General features: G+C 64.6%; 22 protein-coding genes. 9 read left to right on the top strand and 13 right to left on the bottom strand.

Annotated features, from left to right (window positions below):
* Positions 1–62 precede the first annotated feature (62 nt).
* Genes JAB8_RS06670 through modA form a run of 4 tightly spaced genes read right to left on the bottom strand, consistent with a single transcriptional unit; the run spans position 63 to position 3,048 of the window.
* Positions 63–830, bottom strand: coding sequence for a TOBE domain-containing protein (locus JAB8_RS06670; protein ID WP_070223263.1), 768 nt, complete (start codon positions 828–830; stop codon positions 63–65).
* Between the two features lie 40 nt (positions 831–870).
* Entirely contained in the window at positions 871–1,581 is a 711-nt protein-coding gene (locus JAB8_RS06665; RefSeq protein ID WP_217494205.1) for an ATP-binding cassette domain-containing protein, read from the bottom strand.
* 8 nt (positions 1,582–1,589) lie between these two features.
* On the bottom strand, positions 1,590–2,261 hold the full coding sequence (gene modB / locus JAB8_RS06660; RefSeq protein WP_070288948.1) for a molybdate ABC transporter permease subunit: 672 nt from the start codon (positions 2,259–2,261) through the stop codon (positions 1,590–1,592).
* 16 nt (positions 2,262–2,277) lie between these two features.
* On the bottom strand, positions 2,278–3,048 hold the full coding sequence (gene modA / locus JAB8_RS06655; protein ID WP_070223268.1) for a molybdate ABC transporter substrate-binding protein: 771 nt from the start codon (positions 3,046–3,048) through the stop codon (positions 2,278–2,280).
* Between the two features lie 137 nt (positions 3,049–3,185).
* Here modA and JAB8_RS06650 point away from each other — a divergent pair, with 137 nt between their 5' ends.
* Together JAB8_RS06650 and JAB8_RS06645 are read left to right on the top strand one after the other, a co-directional pair.
* Entirely contained in the window at positions 3,186–4,418 is a 1,233-nt protein-coding gene (locus JAB8_RS06650) for a putative DNA modification/repair radical SAM protein (protein ID WP_070288947.1), read from the top strand.
* Positions 4,415–5,890, top strand: coding sequence for a UdgX family uracil-DNA binding protein (locus JAB8_RS06645; RefSeq protein WP_070288946.1), 1,476 nt, complete (start codon positions 4,415–4,417; stop codon positions 5,888–5,890). Before JAB8_RS06650 ends, JAB8_RS06645 begins: the two co-directional genes overlap by 4 nt.
* Here JAB8_RS06645 and JAB8_RS06640 read toward each other — a convergent pair.
* Positions 5,842–6,855 carry a bile acid:sodium symporter family protein gene (locus JAB8_RS06640; protein WP_070288945.1) on the bottom strand — a complete coding sequence of 338 codons (1,014 nt, stop codon included), beginning with the start codon at positions 6,853–6,855 and terminating at the stop codon, positions 5,842–5,844. The two genes, JAB8_RS06645 and JAB8_RS06640, sit on opposite strands and share 49 nt — an antisense overlap.
* A 283-nt stretch (positions 6,856–7,138) precedes the next feature.
* Between JAB8_RS06640 and JAB8_RS28875 the strand changes: the two genes are divergently transcribed.
* Positions 7,139–7,582, top strand: coding sequence for a hypothetical protein (locus JAB8_RS28875; RefSeq protein WP_070288944.1), 444 nt, complete (start codon positions 7,139–7,141; stop codon positions 7,580–7,582).
* A gap of 63 nt (positions 7,583–7,645) precedes the next feature.
* Here JAB8_RS28875 and JAB8_RS06630 read toward each other — a convergent pair whose 3' ends face one another.
* The 4 genes from JAB8_RS06630 to JAB8_RS06615 form a co-directional block, all read right to left on the bottom strand.
* Positions 7,646–8,008 carry a BON domain-containing protein gene (locus tag JAB8_RS06630; RefSeq protein ID WP_034752546.1) on the bottom strand — a complete coding sequence of 121 codons (363 nt, stop codon included), beginning with the start codon at positions 8,006–8,008 and terminating at the stop codon, positions 7,646–7,648.
* 267 nt (positions 8,009–8,275) lie between these two features.
* Entirely contained in the window at positions 8,276–9,643 is a 1,368-nt protein-coding gene (locus tag JAB8_RS06625; protein WP_070288943.1) for a sigma 54-interacting transcriptional regulator, read from the bottom strand.
* The gene (locus JAB8_RS06620) at positions 9,640–10,182 is read right to left on the bottom strand and encodes a hypothetical protein (RefSeq protein ID WP_254679462.1); all 543 of its coding nucleotides are present in this window, start codon (positions 10,180–10,182) and stop codon (positions 9,640–9,642) included. Before JAB8_RS06620 ends, JAB8_RS06625 begins: the two co-directional genes overlap by 4 nt.
* On the bottom strand, positions 10,179–11,591 hold the full coding sequence (locus tag JAB8_RS06615) for an ATP-binding protein (protein ID WP_070288941.1): 1,413 nt from the start codon (positions 11,589–11,591) through the stop codon (positions 10,179–10,181). The genes JAB8_RS06620 and JAB8_RS06615 overlap by 4 nt, the downstream gene beginning before the upstream one ends.
* A 283-nt stretch (positions 11,592–11,874) precedes the next feature.
* On the opposite strand from JAB8_RS06615, the gene JAB8_RS06610 reads away from it, so the two are divergent.
* Positions 11,875–14,745 (top strand): insulinase family protein, encoded by a 2,871-nt coding sequence (locus tag JAB8_RS06610; RefSeq protein ID WP_070288940.1) that lies wholly within the window; start codon positions 11,875–11,877, stop codon positions 14,743–14,745.
* Between the two features lie 124 nt (positions 14,746–14,869).
* Here JAB8_RS06610 and JAB8_RS06605 read toward each other — a convergent pair whose 3' ends face one another.
* Entirely contained in the window at positions 14,870–15,274 is a 405-nt protein-coding gene (locus tag JAB8_RS06605) for a VOC family protein (protein ID WP_070223284.1), read from the bottom strand.
* A 57-nt stretch (positions 15,275–15,331) separates the two neighbouring features.
* Complete coding sequence (locus JAB8_RS06600; protein WP_070288939.1) at positions 15,332–16,222, bottom strand: AraC family transcriptional regulator; 891 nt, start codon at positions 16,220–16,222, stop codon at positions 15,332–15,334.
* 129 nt (positions 16,223–16,351) lie between these two features.
* Here JAB8_RS06600 and JAB8_RS06595 point away from each other — a divergent pair, with 129 nt between their 5' ends.
* Entirely contained in the window at positions 16,352–17,395 is a 1,044-nt protein-coding gene (locus JAB8_RS06595; protein ID WP_070288938.1) for a methyltransferase domain-containing protein, read from the top strand.
* Between the two features lie 117 nt (positions 17,396–17,512).
* On the top strand, positions 17,513–18,265 hold the full coding sequence (locus JAB8_RS06590) for an SDR family oxidoreductase (RefSeq protein WP_070288937.1): 753 nt from the start codon (positions 17,513–17,515) through the stop codon (positions 18,263–18,265).
* Here the strand turns inward: JAB8_RS06590 and JAB8_RS06585 are convergent.
* On the bottom strand, positions 18,262–19,161 hold the full coding sequence (locus JAB8_RS06585; protein WP_070223293.1) for a LysR substrate-binding domain-containing protein: 900 nt from the start codon (positions 19,159–19,161) through the stop codon (positions 18,262–18,264). The genes JAB8_RS06590 and JAB8_RS06585 overlap by 4 nt on opposite strands.
* 112 nt (positions 19,162–19,273) lie before the next feature.
* Here JAB8_RS06585 and JAB8_RS06580 point away from each other — a divergent pair, with 112 nt between their 5' ends.
* Positions 19,274–20,539, top strand: coding sequence for an MFS transporter (locus tag JAB8_RS06580; protein ID WP_070288936.1), 1,266 nt, complete (start codon positions 19,274–19,276; stop codon positions 20,537–20,539).
* Here JAB8_RS06580 and JAB8_RS06575 read toward each other — a convergent pair.
* A complete protein-coding gene (locus JAB8_RS06575) occupies positions 20,536–21,195 on the bottom strand; it encodes a MarR family transcriptional regulator (protein WP_070223362.1) in 660 nt (219 codons plus the stop codon). The two genes, JAB8_RS06580 and JAB8_RS06575, sit on opposite strands and share 4 nt — an antisense overlap.
* A 125-nt stretch (positions 21,196–21,320) precedes the next feature.
* Here JAB8_RS06575 and JAB8_RS06570 point away from each other — a divergent pair, with 125 nt between their 5' ends.
* Together JAB8_RS06570 and JAB8_RS06565 are read left to right on the top strand one after the other, a co-directional pair.
* Positions 21,321–21,803 carry a DUF2165 family protein gene (locus JAB8_RS06570; protein ID WP_070288935.1) on the top strand — a complete coding sequence of 161 codons (483 nt, stop codon included), beginning with the start codon at positions 21,321–21,323 and terminating at the stop codon, positions 21,801–21,803.
* An 83-nt stretch (positions 21,804–21,886) separates the two neighbouring features.
* Positions 21,887–22,987: an efflux RND transporter periplasmic adaptor subunit gene (locus JAB8_RS06565; protein WP_070288934.1), complete on the top strand. Its 1,101-nt coding sequence runs from the start codon at positions 21,887–21,889 to the stop codon at positions 22,985–22,987.
* Positions 22,988–22,994: the final 7 nt, after the last annotated feature.

Here is a 22,994-nt window from a genome sequence, read left to right as displayed (position 1 = left end):
TGGGGTCAGGCCCCGGAACCTTGTCGGATTACGCGCTTGCGCGCTAATCCGACCTACCCCATTTACGCCGGCACGCCCAGGATCACGCTGGACGCCTTGAAAATCGCCGTCACACTGCTGCCGATCTCGATGCCCAGCTCGGTGCTGCTCTGGTTGGTGATGATGGCGGCGATCGTGCCGCCGCGTGGCAAGTCCAGCACCACTTCCGTGTTGACGGCGCCCGTCTGCACGCGCGTCACCAGCCCGGCCAGCTGGTTGCGTGCGGAAAAGCGCGCGCCTGCGCTGTCGGCCACGAGGATGATCGACGATGCCTTGATCAGCGCAAACGCTTCCGCGCCCGGCACCAGGCCCAGGCTGGCGCTGCTGCCTTGCGTGACGATGGCCACGATGTGCTGGCCACCGGGCAATTCCAGCGTGACTTCGTCGTTGACGGCGCCCTGTTTCAGTTCGGCCACCTTGCCCAGGAATTGGTTGCGTGCCGTGGTTTTCATGGCCATTCTCCGTATGAGTAAAAGATCGTCGGCGATGCCTTCGGCCTGGCTGCCCAGCTGGCGCAGGTAGCGCGCATGCTCGCGCTCGATGATGCGGAAATTGTCGACCAGCTGGCGTCCCCGTTGCGTCAGCCGCGTGCCGCCGCCGCCCTTGCCGCCCGTCAGGCGTTCGACCAGCGGCTCGCCGGCCAGGTTGTTCATCGCGTCGATCGCGTCCCAGGCCGCCTTGTAGCTCATCTTGACGAGCTTGGCCGCCTGCGTGATGGAGCCGCACTCGGCGATGGCGCCCAGCAATTCCACCCGGCCGGCGCCACCCAGGTGCTCGCCTCCCACCGTCATCCATACCGAGCCTTGCAGGCCGATTTCCGCTGCCGCTGATTTATCCAATGCGTTCACCCAATGCCATGTGTTCTTCCCTGTTATCGATCTGTCCGTCGCGCAAGTACAGCACATGCTCGCCCAGGATGCGCGCATCTTCCGGATCATGAGTGATCAGGATCATGGGCACGTCCAGGCGCTGCTGCCACTGGCTCAGTTCCAGGCGCATTTTGACACGCAGGGCCGGATCGAGGGCGGCGAACGGCTCGTCGAGCAGCAGCGCGTTCGGCTCGGCCACGAGCGCCCTCGCCAGCGCCACCCTTTGGCGCTGGCCTCCGGACAACTCGTCGGGAAACTGGTGCGCCAGTTCCTGCAAGTGGAAGGCATCGAGCCAATGCTCGACCGTCTGCAATTTTTCGCGCGCACGCGGATTGAACCAGCCGCGCGCCAGGCCGAAGCCCACGTTCTGGCGCACCGTCAGGTGCGGGAACAGCGCGTAATCCTGGAACAGGTAGGCGACATTGCGCTGCTGCGGCGGCAAGTTGATGCCGGCGGCCGAGTCGAACAGGGTACGCCCGTTCAGGCGGATATGGCCCGCATCCGGTGTAAACAGTCCGGCAATGGCTTTGAGGGTCATGCTCTTGCCGGCGCCGGACGGGCCATACATGGCGATGCGCTGGCTGCCGGAGGTGCATTGCACGTGCAGGTCGAAACGGCGTTTGCCGGAGCGCAAGGTAGCGCGAATGTCGAGGTCGAGTTGCATGGGCGTCATCATAGGCCTCATTTGTGCGCGACGCGTCCGGGCGCCAGGCGGCCAGCCGACAGCAGCACCACGATGCAGACTAGCGAGATAATCACGACCAGCGTATTGGCCACGTCATCCTGGCCCGCCTGCACGGCTTCATACACGGCCACCGACAGGGTCTGCGTCTTGCCGGGAATGCTGCCGGCCACCATCAGGGTGGCGCCGAATTCGCCGAGCGCGCGCACGAAGCCCAGCAGCACGCCGGCCAGGATGCCGCGCCAGGCCAGCGGCAAGGTGACGCGGAAGAAAATCGCCAGCTCCGAAATGCCCAGCACGCGGGCCGCCTGCTCGAGCTGCCCGTCGACCGCCTCGAAGGCGGCGCGCGCGGGCTTAAAGACGAGGGGAAAGGCGACCACCGTGGAAGCGATCACGGCGCCCTGCCACGTAAAGATCAGGTTGATGCCGAAGTTGTCCTGCAGCCAGACGCCCAGGGTGCCGCGCCGGCCCAGCAGCACCAGCAGGTAATAGCCGAGCACGGTGGGCGGCATCACCATCGGCAGGGTCAGCAGGGCGTCGAGCAGCTCGCGCCCGGGAAAGCGCGTGCGCGCCAGCAGATAGCCCGTACCGATGCCGAGCAGCAAATTGAGCGCCGTGGCCCACGCCGCAACTTTGAGCGACAGGGCCAGCGCGGTCCAGGCGATATCCATGTACAGTCTTTTTACTTTATGGCTTTTTAAACCCGTACTTGGCCAGGATGGCTTGCGCAGGTGCCGTCTGCAGGTAGCTGACGAAGCGCTTCGCTTCGGCCGCATTGCCGCTGCCCTTGATGGTGGCGATCGGGTACAGCACGGGCGCGTCGAGCGGCACGTCCAGCACCACGTTCACCTTGTCTTTCATGATGGCCGCGTCGGTGGCGTAGACAAAGCCCGCATCGACTTCGCCGCGCGCCACATAGTCGAGCGACTGGCGCACGTTCTGCGTGCCGATGGCTTTCGGCTGCACGGCTTCCCACAGCTTCGCCTTCTTCAGCGCGCCTTCCGAATAGCGGCCGACGGGCACGCTGGCCGGGTTGGCGATGGCCACGCGGGTCACGCCCTTGTGCGTCAGGTCGGCCAAAGCTTTGATGCCCAGCTTGCTATCGTGCGGCACGATCAGCACCAGGCTGTTGCCGACGAAGTCCATGCGGTCGGCCGGCAATACCAGGCCCTGCTTTTGCGCCGCATCCATGGTTTCCTGGTCGGCAGAGGCAAACACGTCGACGGGCGCGCCCTTGACGATCTGCTGCAGCAGCACGCCCGAGGCGGCAAAGTTCAGGGACACCTTGCTGCCCGGATACTGCGCCTCGTAGCTTTGCGCCGCATCCTTGAACGCGTTCGTCAGGCTGGCCGCGGCCGACACGACCACTTCGCCGGCAAGGGCGGAGGTAGCGGCAGTGGCGAGCAGGGTGACGCCAAGCAGGCGGGCGAGGGAGGTGAGGCGCAAGGTGAGGCACATGAGCGTATCCTGAATGAGAAAAGAACCAGGTCCGTAATATACACCGATATATAGCGTTCTGCCATTGCACAGATCAAGCCGGTACCAGGCCGATTCCCTGATATACTGTATATAAACACAGTATATCGAGGTGCACCATGGAATTGACGGACAAGCTGGAAATCCTGGCCGACGCGGCCAAGTACGACGCTTCCTGCGCCAGCAGCGGCGCGCCGAAGCGCGATTCCATCGGCAAGGACGGTTTTGGCGCCACCTCGGGCATGGGCATTTGCCACAGCTACACGCCGGACGGGCGCTGCGTCTCGCTGCTGAAAGTGCTGTTGACCAATTACTGCCTGTACGATTGCCAGTACTGCGTCAACCGCCGTACCTCGAACGTGCCGCGCGCGCGCTTTACGGTGGCCGAAGTGGTGAAACTGACGGCCGACTTTTACCTGCGCAACTACATCGACGGCCTGTTCCTCAGTTCCGGCATCATCCAGTCGGCCGACTACACGATGGAGCAACTGGTGCAGGTGGCGCGCGAGTTGCGCGAGGTGCACCAGTTCCGCGGCTACATCCACCTGAAAACCATCCCCGACGCCGATCCGGCCCTGGTCGCGCAGGCGGGCCGCTATGCCGACCGGCTCAGCGTCAACATCGAACTGCCGACCCAGGACAGCGTGCAGAAACTGGCGCCGGAAAAGAGCGTGCACACGATCAAGCTGGCCATGGGCGCCATCCGCCGCAAGCTCGATGAAAAGGCCGAAGAACCGCGCTCGCCGCGCTTCGCGCCGGCCGGGCAAAGCACGCAGATGATCGTCGGCGCCGACGCCAGCGACGACCAGCAAATCCTCGCCACGGCCGAGACCTTGTACGGCAGCTATAAACTCAAGCGCGTGTACTACTCGGCCTTCAGCCCGATTCCCGACAGCCCGAAAAGCGTGCCGCTGGCGCCGCCGCCGATGCTGCGCGAACACCGGCTGTACCAGGCCGATTTCTTGCTGCGTAGCTATGGTTTCCAGGCCAGCGAACTGCTGCCCGCCAGCGGCGGCAACCTGGCGCTCGACATTGATCCGAAACTGGCGTGGGCGCTGGCGCACCGCGAACAATTTCCGCTGGACTTGAACCGCGCGGCGCAGCACATGATCGCGCGCGTGCCCGGCATCGGCCTGCGTAACGCGCAGCGCATCGTCGACCTGCGCCGTTTGCGGCAAGTGCGCTATGCCGACCTGTCGCGCCTGCGCTGCAGCATGAAAAAGATTGCCCCCTTCATCATCACGGCCGACTACTTTCCCGCACGCGACACCACCGCCTCCGAACATTTGCGCCGCGCCATGGCGGACGCACCGCAGCAATTGAACTTATGGCCGGAGCTGCAGGCAGCATGAAAGAGATCAATGAGCGCGTGGTGCGGCTGGCGCAATCGTTCGACGCGTGGCGCGCGGCCGCGCGCGAACTGATCGCGCGCGGCGTGCCGCCTGCCGACGTGGCCTGGCAATCGCAGCCCGGCGAGGGCGACCTGTTTTCCTCCACGCCAGAGGCCACGGATACCGGCGCGCCACCGCTGCGCCTGCCCCGCCAGCTGGTGGAACTGCTGGAGAGCGCCGCCTGTTTCAACGTGCATGACCGCTGGGCCTTCCTGTATCAGGTGCTGTGGCGCTGGCAGCAGGGCCAGCACGACGTGGTGTCCCCGGCCGACGCGGACGGCGCGCGCCTGCACGCCATGGTCAAGGCCGTGCACCGCGAGGAGCACGACATGCATGCCTACGTGCGCTTCCGCGAGCGGGCCGAAAGTGACGGCGCGCCCCGCTTCGTGGCCTGGTTCGAGCCCACGCACGCGGTGCTGCCGCAGGTGGCGCGCCACTTCGCGCGCCGCATGGGCTCCATCAGCTGGATGATCGCCACGCCCGGCGCCAGCATGTTGTGGGATGGCGCCACCTTGCACGCGGGACCGGCCCTGCTGCGCGGCGCGGCCGACATCGACGATGCGGGCGAAGCGCTGTGGCTGACCTACTACCGCAGCATCTTCAATCCCGCGCGCGTGAATGCGGACTTGCTGCACAGCCATATCCCTTCGCGCTTCTGGAAAAATTTACCCGAAGGCGCCATCGTGCCCGCCATGCTGAGCGGCGCGGCCAACGGCGAGCGGCGCACGGGCCAGACCGCCAGCGTGGGACAGCGGCAGGGCGCCGCCATGATCCCGATCAGCGCAGAGCGGGCCCAGCCCGCGCGCGCGACTGCCACGACGCTGGACCAGTGCCGACGCTGCGCGCTGTGGCAGCACGCCACGCAAGCCGTGCCCGGCACAGGCCCGCACACCGCCCGCATCATGCTCGTCGGTGAACAACCGGGCGACCAGGAAGACCTGGCCGGACTGCCCTTCGTCGGCCCGGCCGGGACACTGCTGGACCAGGCCATGCAGGAAGCGGGCCTGGCGCGCGACAGCATCTATCTGACCAATGCTGTCAAGCATTTCAAGTGGGAACCGCGCGGCAAGCGCCGCCTGCACAAGACGCCTGCGCAGCGCGAGATCCTCGCCTGCCATGGCTGGCTGGAAGAAGAGATCGAACGTGGCAAACCACAGGTGATCGTGGCGCTGGGCAGCACGGCACTAAAATCTGTGCTGCAGGATGGCGCGGTCAGCATGACGCCGCTGATCGGCACGCCCATCGAACACGACGGGCGCTGGGTGGTGGCCGTGTATCACCCGTCGTACGTGCTGCGCGCACGGGACGAAGAGAGCCGGCGCCAGGCGTATGCGGTGATAGTCGATGGCTTGCGGCATGCGCTGCGGCTACTGCAGGAGCCGCATCACGGCGTCGCCGCCGGCACTTCCTGCGCCTCGTCGCGCCTCGCATAGCGCTGCGCAATCACGGCGCAGATCATCAGCTGAATCTGGTGGAACAGCATCAGCGGCAAAATCACCATGCCCAGCGAGTGCGTGGCAAACAAGACCTTGGCCATCGGTACGCCGCTGGCCAGGCTTTTCTTGGAACCGCAGAAAACGATGGCGATTTCATCTTCCTTGCTAAAGCCCAGGCGGCGGCTGATGAAGGTCATCAGGCCCAGGACCAGGGCCAGCAGCACGATGCTGAACACGCCCAGAGCGACCAGGGTTTCCACCGAGATCGTGTGCCACAGGCCTTCACTGACGGCTTCGCTGAAGGCCGTGTAGACCACCAGCAAAATGGAGCCCTGGTCGACGAACTTGAGCATGGCCTTGTGGCGGTCGACCCAGCGGCCTATCCAGCGGCGCAGGAACTGGCCGGCCAGGAAGGGCAGCAGCAATTGCATGACAATCGATAAAACGGCGTCGACCGACGACTTGCTTTCCGCGCCCTTGGCCACCAGCAAACCCACGAGGATGGGCGCAAGAAAAATGCCGATGAAATTCGAGGCCGAGGCGCTGCAGATGGCGGCCGGCACGTTGCCGCGCGCCATGGCCGTCAGCGCGATCGACGATTGCACGGTCGATGGCAGCGCGCACAGGAACAGGATGCCCACGTACAGCTCGGGCGTGAGGAAGGTCAGCGCCAGCGGCCGCAGGGCCAGGCCCAGCAGGGGGAACAAAATAAACGTGCTGGCCAGCACCAGCAAATGCAGGCGCCAGTGCATGACGCCGGCCACCACGGCTTCGCGCGACAGCTTGGCGCCATGCAGGAAGAACAGGGCGCCGATGGCAACAGTGGTGATATTGCCGAAGACCACGGCCGTCTGGCCCGTGCAGGGCAGGAAGCTGGCCAGCGCCACGGTGACGAGCAGGGCGATGGTGAAGTTGTCGGGTTTCAGATTGCGCAGCAGGGCGGCGGAAGAAAAAGAAGACATGCGGTGGCCTGGTAGCGGCCCAGCCTTGCAACACTGCGCCATGGATGACAAAAAGCGCCGGAATCGGCGCCAGTGCTGGCTATTCTACCGTTGAACTCGATTCCTCATCGCTAAAAATCATACAGTGAGAATGACGAAAATTTGCTATCCGCATTATTCGCGCTTTCAATGATTCATCTAAAAAGAAACAGAATTTCTACAAATATAATATTTTCATAGATAAATAAACAATGCCAATTTACACTGATTTGTTCCAAAAACTATAACTACATCTAGGGTCAATATGTATAAGTTACCTCTTGTTTTAGCATCACTTGCGTTGACTGGCTGCGCATCCGTCGCGGGCGAAAAATTTCAGCCTGTATCGATCCAAACCATTCATGAGAGCAAGGAAGTGTCCGGTATTGGCTGCAATCTCAGCAACGATGCTGGGAACTGGTTCGTTGTCAGCCCTGGCAGCGTTATGGTGCATAAGAGCACTGGCGACATGATCGTCGACTGCAAGAAAGGCAATTTGTCTGGAAGTTCGACTCTGGTATCGAAGTCGAATGGTGCCGTATGGGGCAATATTCTACTGGGTGGTGGCATCGGCTACATTGTCGACCGGAACACGGGGGCGGGCTTTGATTATCCCAATACAACGACAATCCAGATGCGGGACATCGTTGCGGCCCCGGTGACACTGACGCCTCCGCAAGCAACTGCCGAAACAGTCAAGACCAACTGAAATAGACAAAAAAATGCCCTGTCCGCAGACAGGGCAACCCGGAGTAAAGTACAGCGCGAGGGATTAACCGGCGGCTTTGACTTTCAGCTCGTTCTTGATTTCTTTCACGCCGCTCACGGAAGCGACGATCTGCACGACGCGGTCACCCGCTTCGGCGCTCGGCACGTCGCCCGACAGGACGACCACACCTTGCTGGGTTGCTACCTTGACTGGCAGGGCAGCGGCTTGCGCATCGGCGCTCAGGGCGGCCTTGGCCGAGGAAGTGATGGTTTCATCAGGGACGGCTGCGGCGGCGTTGGCGGCCACGACGGTGTCAGCAGGAGCTTGTGCTTTTGGGGCGGAGTCAGCTGCATGCGAAGCGGTGATCGAGGCGCCCGACAGTACGATAGCGGCAACCAGGGTATTGAACAGTTTCGATGTTTGCATGGTAGTTCCTCTCAATGAAGTTAAAAGCTTCTTACTTGGATAAAGCAACACTTTGAAGCGTCACATCTACCCATACAGCAAGCACCGTGCCAGCTTTTAAATTTCATTAAAAATCAACGACTTACATGCAAACTCGATTTTTCCAGCCCGTTTCCGCCGGATCTGGCCCGAAAAACGGGGCTTTTTGTCGCCTGTCAGCGACAGAATGTGGCAACAATATCAATGTTTCAGGCTAAGCCGCTGATTTTTAACGCTTTATTTTTGTCGCTAATCAGCGACAGGGTCGCCGTCGGCCCGGAACAGGGCCGGCGTCAGCTCGTATTTCTGCAATAAACGGTAGAACTCCGTGCGGTTGCGGTCAGCCAGGCGGGCCGCGTCGGCCACGTTGCCGTCCGTCAGGCGCAGCAGCTGGATCAGGTAGTCGCGCTCGAAGCGCTGCTTGGCTTCGTTATAGCTGAGCGCTTCGAGCGACGGCACGCGCAAGGCCCGTTGCACCAGCGACAAGGGCACCAGCGGCGCCGTGGCCAGCGCGCAGACTTGCTCGACGACATTGACCAGCTGGCGCACGTTGCCCGGCCATGGCGCGGCCACCAGCGCCGTGAGGGCGTCGGGCGCGAAGCCGTTCAGGGTTTTTTGGTACTTGGCGGCCAGTTTCTGCAGAAAATGGTTTGCCAGCAAGGCGATGTCTTCGCGGCGCTCGGCCAGCGGCGGCAAGGTCAAGGTCACCACGTTGAGGCGGTAATACAGGTCTTCGCGGAATTGCCCTTCCACCATGGCCACATCGAGGTCGCGGTGCGTGGCGGACAATAAGCGCACGTCGACAGGCCGCGTCTGGTCGGCGCCCACGGGCCGCACGGCCCGCTCCTGCAGCACCCTCAGCAATTTGACTTGCAGCGGCAGCGGCATGTCGCCGATCTCGTCCAGAAACAGGGTGCCGCCATCGGCCGCCTGAAACAAACCTTCGCGGTTGCCGACGGCGCCCGTAAACGAGCCTTTCACGTGGCCGAACAGTTCCGATTCCAGCAGTTGTTCGGGGATGGCGCCGCAGTTGACGGCGATGAACGGCGCCTTGGCGCGGCGGCTGGCGTTGTGCAGCGCGCGCGCCAGCAATTCCTTGCCCGTGCCGCTGGGGCCGCGGATCAGGATGCTGGCGTCGGACCCCGCTACCAGCTTGGCTTCGGCCAGCAGCTCGGCCATCTGCGCACTGCGGCTGATCAGTTCGGCACGCCAGCCTTCGTCGCCGGACGCGGGCGCCGGCATGACGGTGGACAAGTTGATGGCATACGCCACCTTTTCCATCAAGAGCTTGCCGTCGAACGGCTTCGTCAGATACGCAAACGCGCCGCGCGCCGTGGCATCGACGGCGTCGGGGATGGTGCCGTGCGCCGTGAGCAAAATGACGGGCAGGGCAGCATGCTGGCGGCGGATCTCATCGAACAGGGCCAGCCCGTCGCGGCCCGGCAATTGCACATCGGTAATAACCAGGGCCGGCAATTCCACGGCCAGGCGCGCCAGCGCCGCTTCCGCGCTGCCCACGGCCGTCACGCGGTAGTTGCCCGCCTTCAAGCGGATGGTCAGCAAACGCAACAGGTCGGGGTCGTCGTCGACCAATAAAATGTGGGCGTGCTCGCTCATTTCGCCGCTCCCGCGGCAGGGCGCACGGACAGGCTGCGCTCGATGTTTTTCAGTGCTTCCAGCTTTTCATTGAGCAAGTCGTTGCGGCGCTGCGCGTCGCGCAACTGCGTGTTGAGCTTGTCGATGCTGTCTTCCTGGCGGCGCAGTTCCGCGTACTGGCTGCCGAGCAATTGCGCCAGCGGCGCCAGCAGCTGCGCATCCTTGCCCGTGGCCGTGGCCAGCGGTTCCAGCAAGGCTTGCGCGCGGGCCAGGTCGCCGGGGCCGCGCACGGTCGCCTGCAGCATGGCGCGGCGTAGCGTGTTGTGCGGCGCATGATCGGCTTTCGCCAGGTCCAGCTGCGCTTTCGCCAGTTCCGACGGCGTCATCAGGCGCAAGGCACTCTGATACGCGAGCAGTTCGGCCAGCTGGGGGTCGGCCACGACCACCACGCGCGGCGGCGTCTGTACCAGCACGGGCGTCTGGGTGGGGGGCTTGGCGGCGCAAGCGCCCAACAGCAGCGCACAGGCGGCCATGCCGGCCAGGGAAGTTCTCGTCATCATAAGGGCAGTTCTATCCGAAAATGCGCGCCAGCCTGGCGCGGTAAAAGAGTGACGCTGCCATCGTGGGCGGCGATATATTCGCGCACGATGGACAGGCCGATGCCATTGCCGTTGCGCGCGCCGGCCGCCTGGCGCACTCCCTGGTAAAACGGTTCAAAAATGCGCGCGGCATCCTCGGGCGCCACGCCGGCCCCCTCGTCGACGCAATCGATGCGCACGCGGCCTCCTTCGCAAGCCAGGGTGAAACGCACGGTGCCGCCCTCCGGGCTGAAACGCACGGCATTCGACAGCAAATTCGCCAGGGCGGTGGCCAGCTTGTCGCGGTCGGCCTGCACGATCAGGGATTCGCCCTGCACCTCGACCGTCAAACGGCGCGCCAGCCATTGCAGGCGCTGCGCGGCCACCACATCTTGCAGCAAGACCAGCAAGTCGACCTTGCTGTGCGCCAGATGCTGGGCGTCAAAAGCGGCGGTATTGTAGCGCAGCAAGTCTTCGATCTGGGTTTGCAGCGAGGCCGTGTTTTGCTGCAAGATGCCGGCGATTTCGCGCTGGCTGTCGCTGAGCTTGCCGGCCACCTCGTCTTCCAGCAAGGCCACGCCTTCGCGCAGGGCCGCCAGCGGGGTTTTCAGCTCATGTGAGATGTGGCGCAAAAAACGTTCCTTGTCGGCATCGAGGTCCGCCAGGCGCTGGCGCAGCCAGTCCAGCTGCTGGCCCAGGCGGCGCGTGTCGGCCGGGCCGCCGACGACGATGGGCTGGTCGTAGCGCTTCTCGCCCAGGCGCTCGATGGCCGTCTCGATGCGGCGCAGCGGGCGCGAGAGTAAAAAACCGAAACAGGTGGCCAGCACGGCCGCCAGCAGCACGGCGCCGCCCACCAGCAGGCCCAGCAGGCGGCGCTGGCGCTCCAGCTCGGCCAGCAGCGCGTCATTGCGGCTGCCGATTTCCGTCTTGCTTTCGCGCGCCAGGCTGTCATTGATCTGCGTCATGCGGGCAAACGCGCGGTACACGACGGCGTGGCCATCGCGCTTGCGGCGTTTTCCAGCTTGCAAGACTTCCCACGCCGATTGCGCCTGCACCGTCCACTCGTCGGCCAGCTGGGGAGCGAACTCGGGCGTGGCGCGGTTCAGCACTTGCAGCGCCGCCGTCGCTTCGTCGCGGGCCGCCGCGTAGCGCTCGCGGAACACGGGGTCGTCCAGCACGAGGAACTGGCGCGCGCTGCGCTCCATGGCCAGGGTGCGCTCGGACAGGCGCTGCGACTGTTCCGTCAGGGCAATCGCCTGCGCCGCCGTCTCGCGCCCCAGCCGGGCCAGGTGCTCCAGGGTCAGCAGGGCTTGCACGGAAGTAGCCGTCAAGATACCCGTCGTCAAAATGAAGGCGGCAAATAACAGTTGGCGAAAGGAAAGTCGGGACAAGGTAGGCGCCTTCGGTTCAGTCTGGAGTGCAAAAGGCGCATGGTACGCTAAGCTTTCATTCGGAGACGCCACCCACCTTGCAATGATCAATTTTGCAACACTGTCGCTTTTCCGGCGGCCAGCAAGGCCCCGGCGGCGGCGCACGAATACTCCTAGTACAATAGGGAAAAACTTCACGCAGGCATCAAAGTGGCCCCGCCCCTGGCATTGCGCCACTTTGCCCCCACATGTGATGCAGCCCCACCGACACTCCGAATCACCTACCGAAGAGATCCCATACCGCATGAGCACATTTGAAAAAGTCAGCAGCAACTTCATTCCAGTCTTGCAGGCAACCATCGAGCAATATGTCGAGCCAGCAACGGGCATGCGCCATATCCACATGCATACCGAGCAGGCTGAGATGGTGTTCCTGGTGGCCTTTCCCACTGTGCCGGAAGTGAGCGACGGACGCGCCCACATCCTCGAGCACCTGGCCCTGTGCGGTTCGTCGCGCTACCCGGTGCGCGATCCGTTCTTCTCGATGCTGCGCCGCTCGACGGCCACCTTCATGAATGCGATGACCTATCCGGACCGCACCGTGTACCCGTTCGCCAGCACCGACCGCAAGGATTTCTTCAACCTGCTCGACGTGTACCTCGACGCCGCCTTCTTCCCGAATCTCGATTACCTGAATTTCCGCCAGGAAGGCTGGCGCCACGCGTTCGAAGGCGACAAGCTCGTGTACCAGGGCATCGTCTTCAATGAAATGAAGGGCGCCTTCAACAGCCCCATGCGTGCGCTCGACAGCGGCATCGCCAGCGCCTTGCTCAAGGGCACGACGTATGAAGTGGAATCGGGCGGCGATCCGCTGAATATCCCCGAGCTGACGCATGACATGCTGAAAGAATTCCACGCCAGTCACTACCATCCTTCGCAAGCCGTGATCATGACCGCCGGCAATATCGAAGCGTGGGCCGTGCAGGAGCAGGTCGCCGAGCGCGTGCTATCCAAGCTCAGCGGCTTTAGCCCGCGCCGCCTGCCGCAGCTGGCGCCCGCGTGGACGGCGCCGCAGGAAAACATCGTCAAGATTCCTTCACAGGAAGCGCGCGACGATGAATTCGGCCTGCAATTTGCCTGGCTGATGGGCGAATCGAGCGACCCCATCGCCTACTACCACGCGCATTTGCTGTCGCACGGCTTGCTCGGCGAATCGTCGGCGCCCGTCATGCGCGCCATGGAATCGGCCGGCTATGGCCGCCCATCGGACATGAATGGCCGCGACGCGGGCATCCGCCAGATGGTGTTCCACATCGGCATGGAAGGTTTGACCAAAGAACAGATCGCCGACGCGCACCAGCGCATCTGGGCCGCGCTGGAAGAAACGGCGGAAGAGGGCATTCCCGCCGCCGTGCTGCACGCGGCCTTGCGCGACATCAAATACAGCCAGCGCGAAATCAGCAGCGGCCGCATGCCTTACGGCCTGGGCCGTTTGCTGCACGCCTTGCCGCTGGCCATGTACGACGGCAACGTGATGGACGCCTTCGACAATGCGGCCATCCTGGAAACGCTGGAGCAGCAGATCGACGACCCGGCCTTCTTCAAGCAGCTGGTGCGCGAGCTGATCGCCAACCCGACCCGTTTGACGACGCACGTGGTGCCCGATGCCGCCTATTTCACGGACCGCGCCGCGCAGGAAGACGCCAGGCTGGCCGCCCTGCAGGCGAAGCTGACGGATGCCGAGCGCGAGCACATCGTGGCCGAGTCGGCCGCGCTGGAAGCGCATCAGCAACTGCCGTCGAATTCGGAAGTGCTGCCGCGCATCCGCCCGGGCGACGTCAGCGCCGCGCCGCGCCCGGCCCTGCCGATTCCGCCGGCAGTCGATGGCGCCGTGGCGTTCAGTATCGCCTCAAACGGCATCAGCTATGCCAACGTGCTGTACGACGTATCGGGCCTGCCGGAAGCGTCGTGGCCATGGCTGCGCCTGTACACGGACCTGGCGCCGGAACTGGGCGTGGGCGACATGTCGTTCGATGACGCCAGCGCCTGGCGCCAGAGCATGGTGCCGTCGTTCCACATCGGCCTGGAAGCCATTCCCCGCCCGCAGCAGGCGATGCGCGTGGAATTGTCGTTCTCGGCGAGCGGCTTGCGCGAAGAACACGCGGCGATCGCCGCCGTGCTGTCGGCCTGGATCGCCAAGCCACGCTTCGATGAAGAAGAGCGCCTGGCGTTCCTGATCGAAAGCCTGGTGCAGGACAAACTCTCCAGCCTGGCCGAATCGGGCAACCGCTACGCCATGCTGGCCTCGGCAGCGCCGCTGTCGCCGACGCGCCGCTTCGACGACATCGTCGGCGGCCCGGCAGCATTGCCGTTCTACCGCCGTTTGCAGCAGCTGAGCAAAACGTCGGCAGGCTTGCAGGAAATCGCGCGCGAACTCGACACCCTGCACGCGCACATCATCGCCCAGCAGCCGACCGTGCTGTGCGCGGGCCTGGAGCAGGATGGCATCACGCTGGCACGTCTGCTCGAGTTGCCAGCCGCCAGCAAAGATGCGGCCGCGCCAGCCGTTGCCGCCGCTCCGGCTGCCTTGCCACTGGCCAACACGGCCCTGCATGCGACGAGCCAGATCAACCATTGCTTCGTTTCCTGGGCCGTGCCCGGCGTGCATAATCCCGATGCTTCGGCCCTGGCCGTGGCCGCCGAGCTGATGACCAACCAGGTGCTGCATACGGCCCTGCGCGAAAAAGGCGGCGCGTATGGCGGCAGCGCCAGCTACGCGGCCGGCGCCGGCACATTCACGCTGAGCTCCTACCGCGATCCGCGCCTGGCCGGCACGTTCGCCGACTTCGGCACGACGCTCGACCAGATCCTCGACGGCGATTTCTCGCAAGAGCAGGTGGAAGAAGCCATCATCTGCGTCATCAAGGGCCTCGACAAGCCGCACTCGCCGTACGCGGAAGCGCTGACGGCGTGGAACATGCAGCAGCGGGGCACGACGGAAGCCGTGCGCCAGCAGTTCCGTACCGGCGTGCTCAATTGCACCCTGGCACAGATCAAGGACGTCACGCGCACCTGGCTGAAAAACGGCCAGCAAAGCCGCGCCGCGTTTGCGGGCAATACGACGCAAGACCTGGCCGGGCTGGACGTGGTCGATCTGCTGGCGCTGGCTTCCTAAGCTGGCCGGAGACGTCGGATTACGCGCGGCGTTGCCGCGCTAATCCGACCTACCCGATCTGCCTGAGCCGTAGCGTAGTGTCGGATTAGCGGCGGCACGCCGCGTAATCCGACACCACCACCGATCAGCCAGGTACGGCGCCTGCTTCCATGTACATCAATTCCCACTGATGCCCATCGGGATCCTGGAAACTGTGGCCATACATGAAGCCGAAATCGATCGGCTCCTTGTAGATGCTGCCGCCCGCCTGGACGGCTTTTGCCACCAGCGCATCGACTTCGCCCCGGCTCTCGGCCGACAAACACACGAGCACTTCCGTCGCCACCTTGGTATCGCACAGCTGCTTGGGCGTGAATTGCTTGAATTTGTCGTGCGTCAACAGCATCACGAAGATATCGTCGGCAACGATCATGCACGTCGCCGTTTCATCCGTGAAATGGGCATTGAAACTGAAGCCCAGCGCCGTGAAAAACGCCACGGAGCGTTCCAGCGACTGGACGGGCAGATTGACAAAGATTTTGCGGGCCATCATGTCTCCTTGTGGGTCGTAGTTATGGATGCTGCCCGCCGATTCTACACCGGCTTTTTACGCGCCCGCGCGTCCCACAGTCTTCGGCGCGTAGCCGAAATAGCGGCTGAAGGCGGCACTGAAATTGGCCGGGTGACGGTAGCCCGTTTGCCAGCCCGCCTGCGCCACCTGGCAACCATTTTCCAGCAGTAACTTTGCCCGCTGCATGCGCAGCGCCAGCAGGGTGCGCTGCGGGCTGTCGTTGTAGCGGTAACGCCATCCCTGCTTGAGCTTGAACAAACTCAAGCCCGCTTGCGCGCACAGGTAATCGAGCGTGAGTGCCTGCGCCATCTGCTCCTGCATCAGCGCGTAGACGCGTTCCAATTTGACGATGTCGGCCTCGGACCAGCGCGGTACAAGAACGGGCGCAGGCCGCAGTCCCCGCAGCTGTTCCGCCAGGATACTGAGCACGCTGATATGCACGGCCAGCGGGTCCGTCGCGCGCAGCAGCGAGCGGGCGTGCAGGGTAGCGGCCGCCGTGGTGGCCGCATGCGCCAGCTGGCGTGCGCCGCCGTGGGGCAGCAGAGACGCCAATCCCTCCGGCCAGTAGCGCGCCAGCGCGTCTTCATCGACCAGCACGCGCAACTGCGCCGCCCGTTGATGCGCCTCGAAACGGCGCTCGCCGCTGACGTGGCGAAACACCGTCATCGTCGTATGGCCGCCCTGGAAGCGCAATTGTTCGCCATCGCGCGTGGCGTAGGCGGACGCGCCTTCCAGGCCGATGGTGATCACCATGCCGCCCCCGTCGTCATGCTGCGATGGCTCGACGAGCGCAAGCCGTGGCCGGTAGTCGGAATGCACGAGCAGCAAGCCCTGGTCGACCTGGCGCTGGTCGGCGCGGCACTCTTTCAACCCCGGGTCCAGCTGGCGCCGCGTCCAGCCTGCCGCTTCCCTCTCCTGTCCCCTCATCGCTCCTCCCCGTTTTCCCGCGCGCCGTCCCGCATACGAAATACGCCGCCGCGCATACAAATGCAAATGATAATTATTCTCATTGTTGCATAAAATGATGCTGATGCCCACCTCGCCGAAAGGAAGATCATGTCATTCGATACGCAACACGCCTTGCAACCGTACTGGGACCTGGCCGTCGCGCCCGTCCAGGCCGATGGACTGGCCGCCGCCCTGGAACTGGGTATTTTCGAGGTGCTGGCAACGCCGCACACGCCGGCGCAACTGGCGGACGTCCTGTCGCTACATGGGCCGCACACGGCCTTGCTGCTGGAATTGCTTTGGAGCATGCAGGTGCTGGAGCGCGATGGGGCCGATGCGGATACGGATGCGAACGCACTACGCTACCGCTGCACGGCCACCACCTTGCAGTATTTTTGCCGCGACGCTGTTGCCTTTTGCGGCGACGCCTGGCTATACCGGCTGCACGCGCTGCGCCATTTCGCCACACAGCTCAACACCCTGGTGCGCGACGGCGGAAAAGTAACGCCATACAGCACGGCGAGCGGGGTCAACTGGGCCGCCGCCGCGCAGCAGCAGATCGGCCAGGAGCAGCGCGCCGTCACCATGCGCGCCGCCCTGTGCGTGATGCAGCGCGTCGCGCCGTTTGCGGACGGCAACACGCCGCTGCGCCTGCTCGACGCGGGCGGCGGTCCCGGCTGGGTGGCCATTGCGCTGGCGCAAGCCCATGCGGGCGTGCACGGCTGCGTTTTCGACTGGCCGGAAACGGTGGCCGTGGCGGCCGCGAACATCGCCCATGCGCAACTATCCGGCCGCCTGGAGACCCTGGGCGGCGACCTGGACAGCGACGATATCGGCGGCGGCTACGACCTCATCTGGTGCTCGTCCGTGCTGCATTTCGTGCCAGACATGGCGGCTGCCTTGCGCAAGATGCAGGCGGCCTTGAAGCCCGGTGGCGTGCTCGTCTGCGTGCAGGCGGAAATCGCGGCGGCGCCGGGCGACGCGGCGCGCGTGCTGCCGTATTACTTGCCGATGCGCATGCTGGGCCGCACGGTGACACGGCACGGTGAATTGGCGCAGCTGCTGCGCGACACGGGCTGGCGGCAAGTGGAGCAATATGGCGCCAGCGATTTTCCCATGGCCCCCATGCAGGTGCTGATTGCTCGTGCCTAACAATTACCATTTGGTAATTATCTTTTTTATAGCAAAAAAGGACGCAAATGCGCTAAGCTGTGCCGGCATTGATCGATGTCATCCGCAGCACTGTGCTGCCTTCACAAGGAACCCATCATGAGTCAAGCTATTGCAGGGAAAGTCGTCCTCATCACCGGTGCCAGCAGCGGCCTGGGCGAAGCCACCGCGCGCCATCTGGCCGCATTGGGCGCCTGCGTCGTGCTCGGTGCGCGCCGCATGGATTTGCTCAATACCATCGCCGAGGAAATCACGGCCGCCGGCGGCCAGGCCGCCATTGCCCAGACCGACGTCACTCAGGCGGGCGACCTGAAGCGCCTGGTCGACACGGCCCTGGCCGTGTTCGGCAAAGTCGATGTGATGATCAACAATGCGGGGCTGATGGCCATCGCGCCGATGAGCGCCTTGCAAGTCGACGAGTGGAACAACATGATCGATATCAACATCAAAGGCGTGTTGAACGGCATCGCCGCCGTCCTGCCGCATTTCCAGGCGCAAAACAGCGGCCACTTCATCAATATCTCGTCGGTGGCGGGACAAAAAGTCTTCAGCCCGGGCGGCACCGTCTACAGCGGCACCAAGTTTGCCGTCAGCGCCATTTCAGAAGGTTTGCGTCACGAGCTGGCGGCCAGCGGCGGCACCATCCGCACCACCGTCATTGCGCCGGGCGCCGTGGACACGGAGTTGAGCCAGGGCAGCAGCCACGCCGAGAGCGCCAAGGCCGTCAAGGAGTTCTACCAGATCGCCATTCCCGCCGATGCCGTGGCGCGCGCCATCGCGTATGCGATCGAGCAGCCGGCCGACGTGGCTATCAATGAGATCGTGCTGCGCCCGACGGCGCAGGCGTTTTAAGCGGCATCCTGTTGCAGCGATTCGATGATCAAGCCGGCCAGGCGCTCGACGGGCGGCCTGGACACGCTTGAGGCGCGCAGCAATTCCAGCGACAGCGGAGGCAGGGCGGGCAAGCCCGCTTCCACGTGATCGAGCGCGCGCACGGTCGAGGGCAAGCCTAGGCCCGTGCGCACCGTCACGCCCAGCCCGGCTGCTGCCGCCGCCCACAGTCCCGCCAGGCTGGGACTGGTAAACGCCGTGCGCCAGGCGATGCCGGCCCCATCGAGCGCCTGCGTGGCGCAGCGCTGGAACAGGCATTCGCGATCGAACGTAATGAGCGGCAAAGGCTCGCCCGACTCGGGGCGCCAGGCCAGGCTGGACGAGGCGATCCAGCGCATGGACGGTTCGGCAATATGCTGGCGCTGCTGCTGCGGATATTCGGCCACGTCGGCGATACAGGCGCCGCCCCACAGCAGGGCCAGGTCCAGCTGGCCCATGGCCAGCCCTTCCATCAGGGCCGTGTTGCGCGCCACGTGCGCCTCGATGCGCACTTTCGGATGGGCGCGGGCAAAACGCCCCAGCACGTCAGGCAGCAAGGCTTCGCCAAAATCTTCCTGCAAGCCCAGCCGGATCCACCCTTCCAGTTCCGCCCCGCGCAAGGCGACGGCCGCCTCGTCGTTGAGTTCCAGCAGGCGGCGCGCATAGCCGAGCAGCACGTCGCCGGCCGGCGTCAGCGCCAGGCCCCTGCCATCCTTGCGGAACAGGGGCATGCCCGCCTGCTCCTCGAGTTTTTTCAGCTGCGCGCTGACGGCCGAGGTGGAACGGCCCACCTTGTCGGCCGCGCGGGCAAAGCTGCCCAGCTCGATGCCAGCCACATAGCTGCGCAGAAAGGCGATGTCGAAATTAAGCAGGCTCATGGCGTGGCGGTGATCGTCCGGTTTTATGGGATGGTGTAGCACAAATTATCTGATATTCAGAATGATCGTAGCGCGCCACACTGTCAGGGTCAACCACTTTTCTCTCCCTGCCATGAACACCCGTTGCCAAGCCATTCCTGTTCCTGTCCCCGTCACCGCGCCCGTGCTGGGCGACGCCCACCGCTGGAAAGTACTGGCCGTCGGCGTGGCGGCCAATGCCAGCTTTTCCGCCGCCGCCAACGGCATGCCCACCACGGCCATCTGGCTGCGCAGCGGCTATCACCTGAGCAATACAGAACTGGGGGTGGCGCTGGGCGCCATGGGCCTGGGCGTGGCCTTGACCGAATTGCCATGGGGCATCGCCACCGACCGCTGGGGCGACCGTCCCGTGCTGCTGACCGGCTTGCTGGGCACCATGCTGGCGCTGCTGGCCTTGCTGCTGTGGATTACGCCCGCTGGCGGGTCCGTGCCGCCCTTATGGGCGCTGGCGGCGGGGCTGGCGCTGGTCGGCGTGCTGGGCGGCAGCGTGAACGGCGCCAGCGGCCGCGCCGTGATGCGCTGGTTCGGTCCGGGCGAACGGGGTTTCGCCATGAGCATCCGCCAGACGGCCGTGCCGCTGGGCGGCGGCCTCGGCGCCCTCATCCTGCCCAGCCTGGCATCGCGCTACGGCTTCATGCCCGTGTTTGGCGCCCTGGCCCTCGTATGCGGCCTGTCGGCGTTTTTTACGTGGCGCTGGATGCAGGAGCCCGATTTCTCTGCCGAGGCCGCCAAGGGGCCGCACAATGCGTCCAAAAGCCTGTCCGGGATCAAGCCACTGCCACCGTTACGCAATCGAAAGGTCTGGCGCATGGTAGCCGCCATCGGCTTGCTGTGCGTGCCGCAGTTTGCCGTGCTCAGCTACGCCACCGTCTTCCTGCACGACCATGGCGGCCTGGGCCTGGCGGCCATCACGGCCGTGATGGTGGCCCTGCAGGCGGGCGCCATGGTGATGCGCATCTGGAGCGGACGCCATACGGACCGCCACGCGAACCGGCCCGCCTACCTGCGCGGCTCGGCCCTGGTGGCGCTGGCGTCATTCATTTTGCTGGGATGCATCGCCTGGCTGGAGGCGCCGGGCTGGCTGCTGATGGCCGCCGTGGTGCTCGCCGGCATCGCCGTGTCCGCCTGGCATGGCGTGGCCTACACGGAGCTGGCCACGGAAGCGGGCGGCGCCAATGCGGGCACGGCCCTGGGCATGGCGAACACGGCCGTCTACGTGGGGCTGTTCCTCACGCCGATGGCCATCCCGCACCTGCTGGCGGCCAGCAACTGGTCCGTCGTATGGTGGCTGGCGGGACTGGTGGCGCTGCTGACCTGGCCGCTGTTTCCGAAGCCTTAAGAAAGCGGCGAAATCCGGTAAACGCAGCGCATCGCGTTCGCCAGCACGTGCTGCTCGCGCACGATGCTGGCGCTTGGCCCCACCACTTCCTGGAACAGCTGCAGTTCGGAGCGGCAAAAGCCCTGGCAGGTGCGCGCCGCGGCGCAGATGGGGCAGTGGTCTTCGATCAGCAGCCAGTCGTCGCCGTCCGCTTCCACGCGCGCCATATACCCCTCTTCATCGCGCACGGCGGCCAATTGCTGCAGCCGCGTGGGCAAGTCCGGCGCCGAACACGCCAAGGCGTACGCGCTGCGGCTTTCCTCTTCGCGCTGCGTGATCAGTTTATCCAGCCCCGCCTCGCCGAACAGCTGGCGCACGGAACCGATCAGCTTGATCGTCAGTTGCGCATGCGTGTCGGGAAAGCGCGCATTGCCCGCTTCCGTCAAGACCCAGTTCTGGCGCGGCCGTCCCGCGCCCGCCTGCGCTTCCTGGCGTCCTTCGATCAGGCCTGCCGCCACCAGCTTTTGCACTTGCTGGCGCGCCGCCTCGCCCGTCATGTCCAGGGTCTTGGCCAGGGTCGCCGTGGAGACGGGTCCCTTGGTCTTGATGAAATACAGGATGCGCTCCGTCGTTTGCGGCGCTTCGCTATTATCCAAACGTTTACTTGTGTAATTCATTTCGCTCAACTATCATGGGGCCAGTTAACCAACTAATTGCTTGCATAATAGGCCGGTAGCTCCCCGCTGTCGAGGAGTTTCCACGCCTGCATGCCGGCAAGGTACTCTTTTGACAGGATTCTCCCATGCAACTGTCTCACTCGATCTGGCTGTTTCACGCCATCCTCGCTACCGGCCTGGCCTCCTGGCTCACCCTGGCCGCCATCAACAACCTGCACGCCTTCCACGGCTCCGTCTGGGCCATCGGCAACACCATGCGCATGGACCCGCTGCGCCAGGACCCGACCATCCAGACGCCGCTGCTGCGCCGCGCGCTCACCTCGTTGACCTTGCACCGGCTCTCGCTGGGCGTGGTGCTGGCGCTGCAACTGCTGGCCGCCATCGCCGCCTGGACGGGCGTGGCGCTGTTGTTCGGCGGCGGCCTGGCTGCTGGCTTGCCCTGGCTGAACCTGGCCTTGTGCGCCATGGCCACCTTTTTGCTGCTGATGCACCTGGGCGGCCTGTGGTTCGGCTACTGGATCGCGCAGGAAGGCTTGCAGACGACGCACCTGGTGCTGCTGCTGTGGACCATAGCCCTGTTTGTACTCTTCAACGCGCAGCGGACCTGATCAGCCTCCGCTGCGCCTCTTCTTCCCTTTGTACTTTTCCCTCTTTGTACTTTTCCCTTTGTACTGCTGTAAAGGACTTCATCATGAATACGAAAATCGTCGGCGCCTCCGCGCTGGCCATCGCCCTGGCCGTCGCGGGCGCCGCGCTGTACCCCCGCGCAGACTCGCATGCGGCCGATGCCGCCGCTTACCCGGCTACCAAGGTGGCGCTGGTGCCCGTCGTGCTGGGCACGCAGGAACGCTACTTCGCCGGCGTGGGCGAACTGGAAGCGGCGCGGCAAGTACAAGTGGCGGCCGAAACGGGCGGCCGGATCACGCAAATCCGCTTCGAATCGGGCCAGCAGGTGGCGGCCGGCGCCGTGCTGGTACAGCTCAATGACGCCCAGGAACAGGCAATGCTGCTGCGCCAGCGCGCGCAGCTGAAAAACGCGGAAAGCAGCCATGCGCGCACGGCGCAGATGGTCAGGGAAAAGGCGGCCACGCAGGAGCAGCTCGACACTGCGCTGGCCGCGCGCGATGCGGCCCTGGGCGACGTGCGCCAGACGGAAGCGCTGATCGCGCAAAAGACCATCCGCGCCCCGTTCGCGGGGCAGCTGGGCATCCGCAAGGTGCACGCGGGCCAGTACCTGAACGCGGCCGACACGGTGGCCAGCCTGATCGACACGAAGTCGCTGCTGGTGAACTTCGCCCTCGATGAGCAGAGCAGCGCCAAGCTGGCGCCGGGCCAGGCCGTGCAAGTGCTGGTGGACGCCTATCCGGGCGACGTTTTTACAGCGAAGATCAACGCCATCGACCCGCTGATCGCCCGCTCGCGCATGGTGCAGGTACAGGCGGCGCTCAGCAATCCGCGCGGCGCCCTGAAAGCCGGCATGTACGCGAATGTGCGCGTGGCGCGCGAGGCGGGCCAGCAGCTGACGGTGCCGGAAACGGCCGTGACCTACAGCGCCTACGGCGACACGGTCTTTGTCGCGCAGCAGGAGGGCAAACAGCCGCTCACCGTCAAGCGCGTGGGCGTCAAACTGGGCGAGCGGGCAGGGGGCCGTGTCGCCATTATCGACGGCTTGCGCGAAGGGCAGCGCGTGGTCGCTTCGGGCCAGCTGAAACTGGCCGACGGCATGGCCGTGCAAGCCGTGGCCAACACCCTGGACGAGGCCAAGCGCGCCGCGCCCAAGGCCGGTTCCTAAGGAGCGC

Origin of the sequence: Janthinobacterium sp. HH106 (assembly GCF_001758725.1) — a bacterium.
Lineage (GTDB): Bacteria > Pseudomonadota > Gammaproteobacteria > Burkholderiales > Burkholderiaceae_D > Janthinobacterium.
The sequence above is the reverse complement of the archived record's forward strand: the minus strand, read 5'-3'. Positions and strand labels throughout refer to the sequence as shown.

Excerpts from the sequence above, each read along its gene's own strand:
- modA (WP_070223268.1), bottom strand. The coding sequence starts at position 3,048 with ATGTGCCTCACCTTGCGCCTCACCTCCCTCGCCCGCCTGCTTGGCGTC.
- JAB8_RS06630 (WP_034752546.1), bottom strand. The coding sequence starts at position 8,008 with ATGCAAACATCGAAACTGTTCAATACCCTGGTTGCCGCTATCGTACTG.
- JAB8_RS28875 (WP_070288944.1), top strand. The coding sequence starts at position 7,139 with ATGTATAAGTTACCTCTTGTTTTAGCATCACTTGCGTTGACTGGCTGC.
- JAB8_RS06575 (WP_070223362.1), bottom strand. The coding sequence starts at position 21,195 with ATGAATTACACAAGTAAACGTTTGGATAATAGCGAAGCGCCGCAAACG.
- JAB8_RS06640 (WP_070288945.1), bottom strand. The coding sequence starts at position 6,855 with ATGTCTTCTTTTTCTTCCGCCGCCCTGCTGCGCAATCTGAAACCCGAC.
- JAB8_RS06565 (WP_070288934.1), top strand. The coding sequence starts at position 21,887 with ATGAATACGAAAATCGTCGGCGCCTCCGCGCTGGCCATCGCCCTGGCC.
- JAB8_RS06670 (WP_070223263.1), bottom strand. The coding sequence starts at position 830 with ATGACGGTGGGAGGCGAGCACCTGGGTGGCGCCGGCCGGGTGGAATTG.
- JAB8_RS06570 (WP_070288935.1), top strand. The coding sequence starts at position 21,321 with ATGCAACTGTCTCACTCGATCTGGCTGTTTCACGCCATCCTCGCTACC.
- JAB8_RS06650 (WP_070288947.1), top strand. The coding sequence starts at position 3,186 with ATGGAATTGACGGACAAGCTGGAAATCCTGGCCGACGCGGCCAAGTAC.
- JAB8_RS06590 (WP_070288937.1), top strand. The coding sequence starts at position 17,513 with ATGAGTCAAGCTATTGCAGGGAAAGTCGTCCTCATCACCGGTGCCAGC.
- JAB8_RS06585 (WP_070223293.1), bottom strand. The coding sequence starts at position 19,161 with ATGAGCCTGCTTAATTTCGACATCGCCTTTCTGCGCAGCTATGTGGCT.
- JAB8_RS06645 (WP_070288946.1), top strand. The coding sequence starts at position 4,415 with ATGAAAGAGATCAATGAGCGCGTGGTGCGGCTGGCGCAATCGTTCGAC.
- JAB8_RS06605 (WP_070223284.1), bottom strand. The coding sequence starts at position 15,274 with ATGGCCCGCAAAATCTTTGTCAATCTGCCCGTCCAGTCGCTGGAACGC.
- JAB8_RS06595 (WP_070288938.1), top strand. The coding sequence starts at position 16,352 with ATGTCATTCGATACGCAACACGCCTTGCAACCGTACTGGGACCTGGCC.
- JAB8_RS06665 (WP_217494205.1), bottom strand. The coding sequence starts at position 1,581 with ATGACGCCCATGCAACTCGACCTCGACATTCGCGCTACCTTGCGCTCC.
- JAB8_RS06580 (WP_070288936.1), top strand. The coding sequence starts at position 19,274 with ATGAACACCCGTTGCCAAGCCATTCCTGTTCCTGTCCCCGTCACCGCG.
- JAB8_RS06600 (WP_070288939.1), bottom strand. The coding sequence starts at position 16,222 with ATGAGGGGACAGGAGAGGGAAGCGGCAGGCTGGACGCGGCGCCAGCTG.
- JAB8_RS06620 (WP_254679462.1), bottom strand. The coding sequence starts at position 10,182 with ATGATGACGAGAACTTCCCTGGCCGGCATGGCCGCCTGTGCGCTGCTG.
- modB (WP_070288948.1), bottom strand. The coding sequence starts at position 2,261 with ATGGATATCGCCTGGACCGCGCTGGCCCTGTCGCTCAAAGTTGCGGCG.
- JAB8_RS06625 (WP_070288943.1), bottom strand. The coding sequence starts at position 9,643 with ATGAGCGAGCACGCCCACATTTTATTGGTCGACGACGACCCCGACCTG.
- JAB8_RS06610 (WP_070288940.1), top strand. The coding sequence starts at position 11,875 with ATGAGCACATTTGAAAAAGTCAGCAGCAACTTCATTCCAGTCTTGCAG.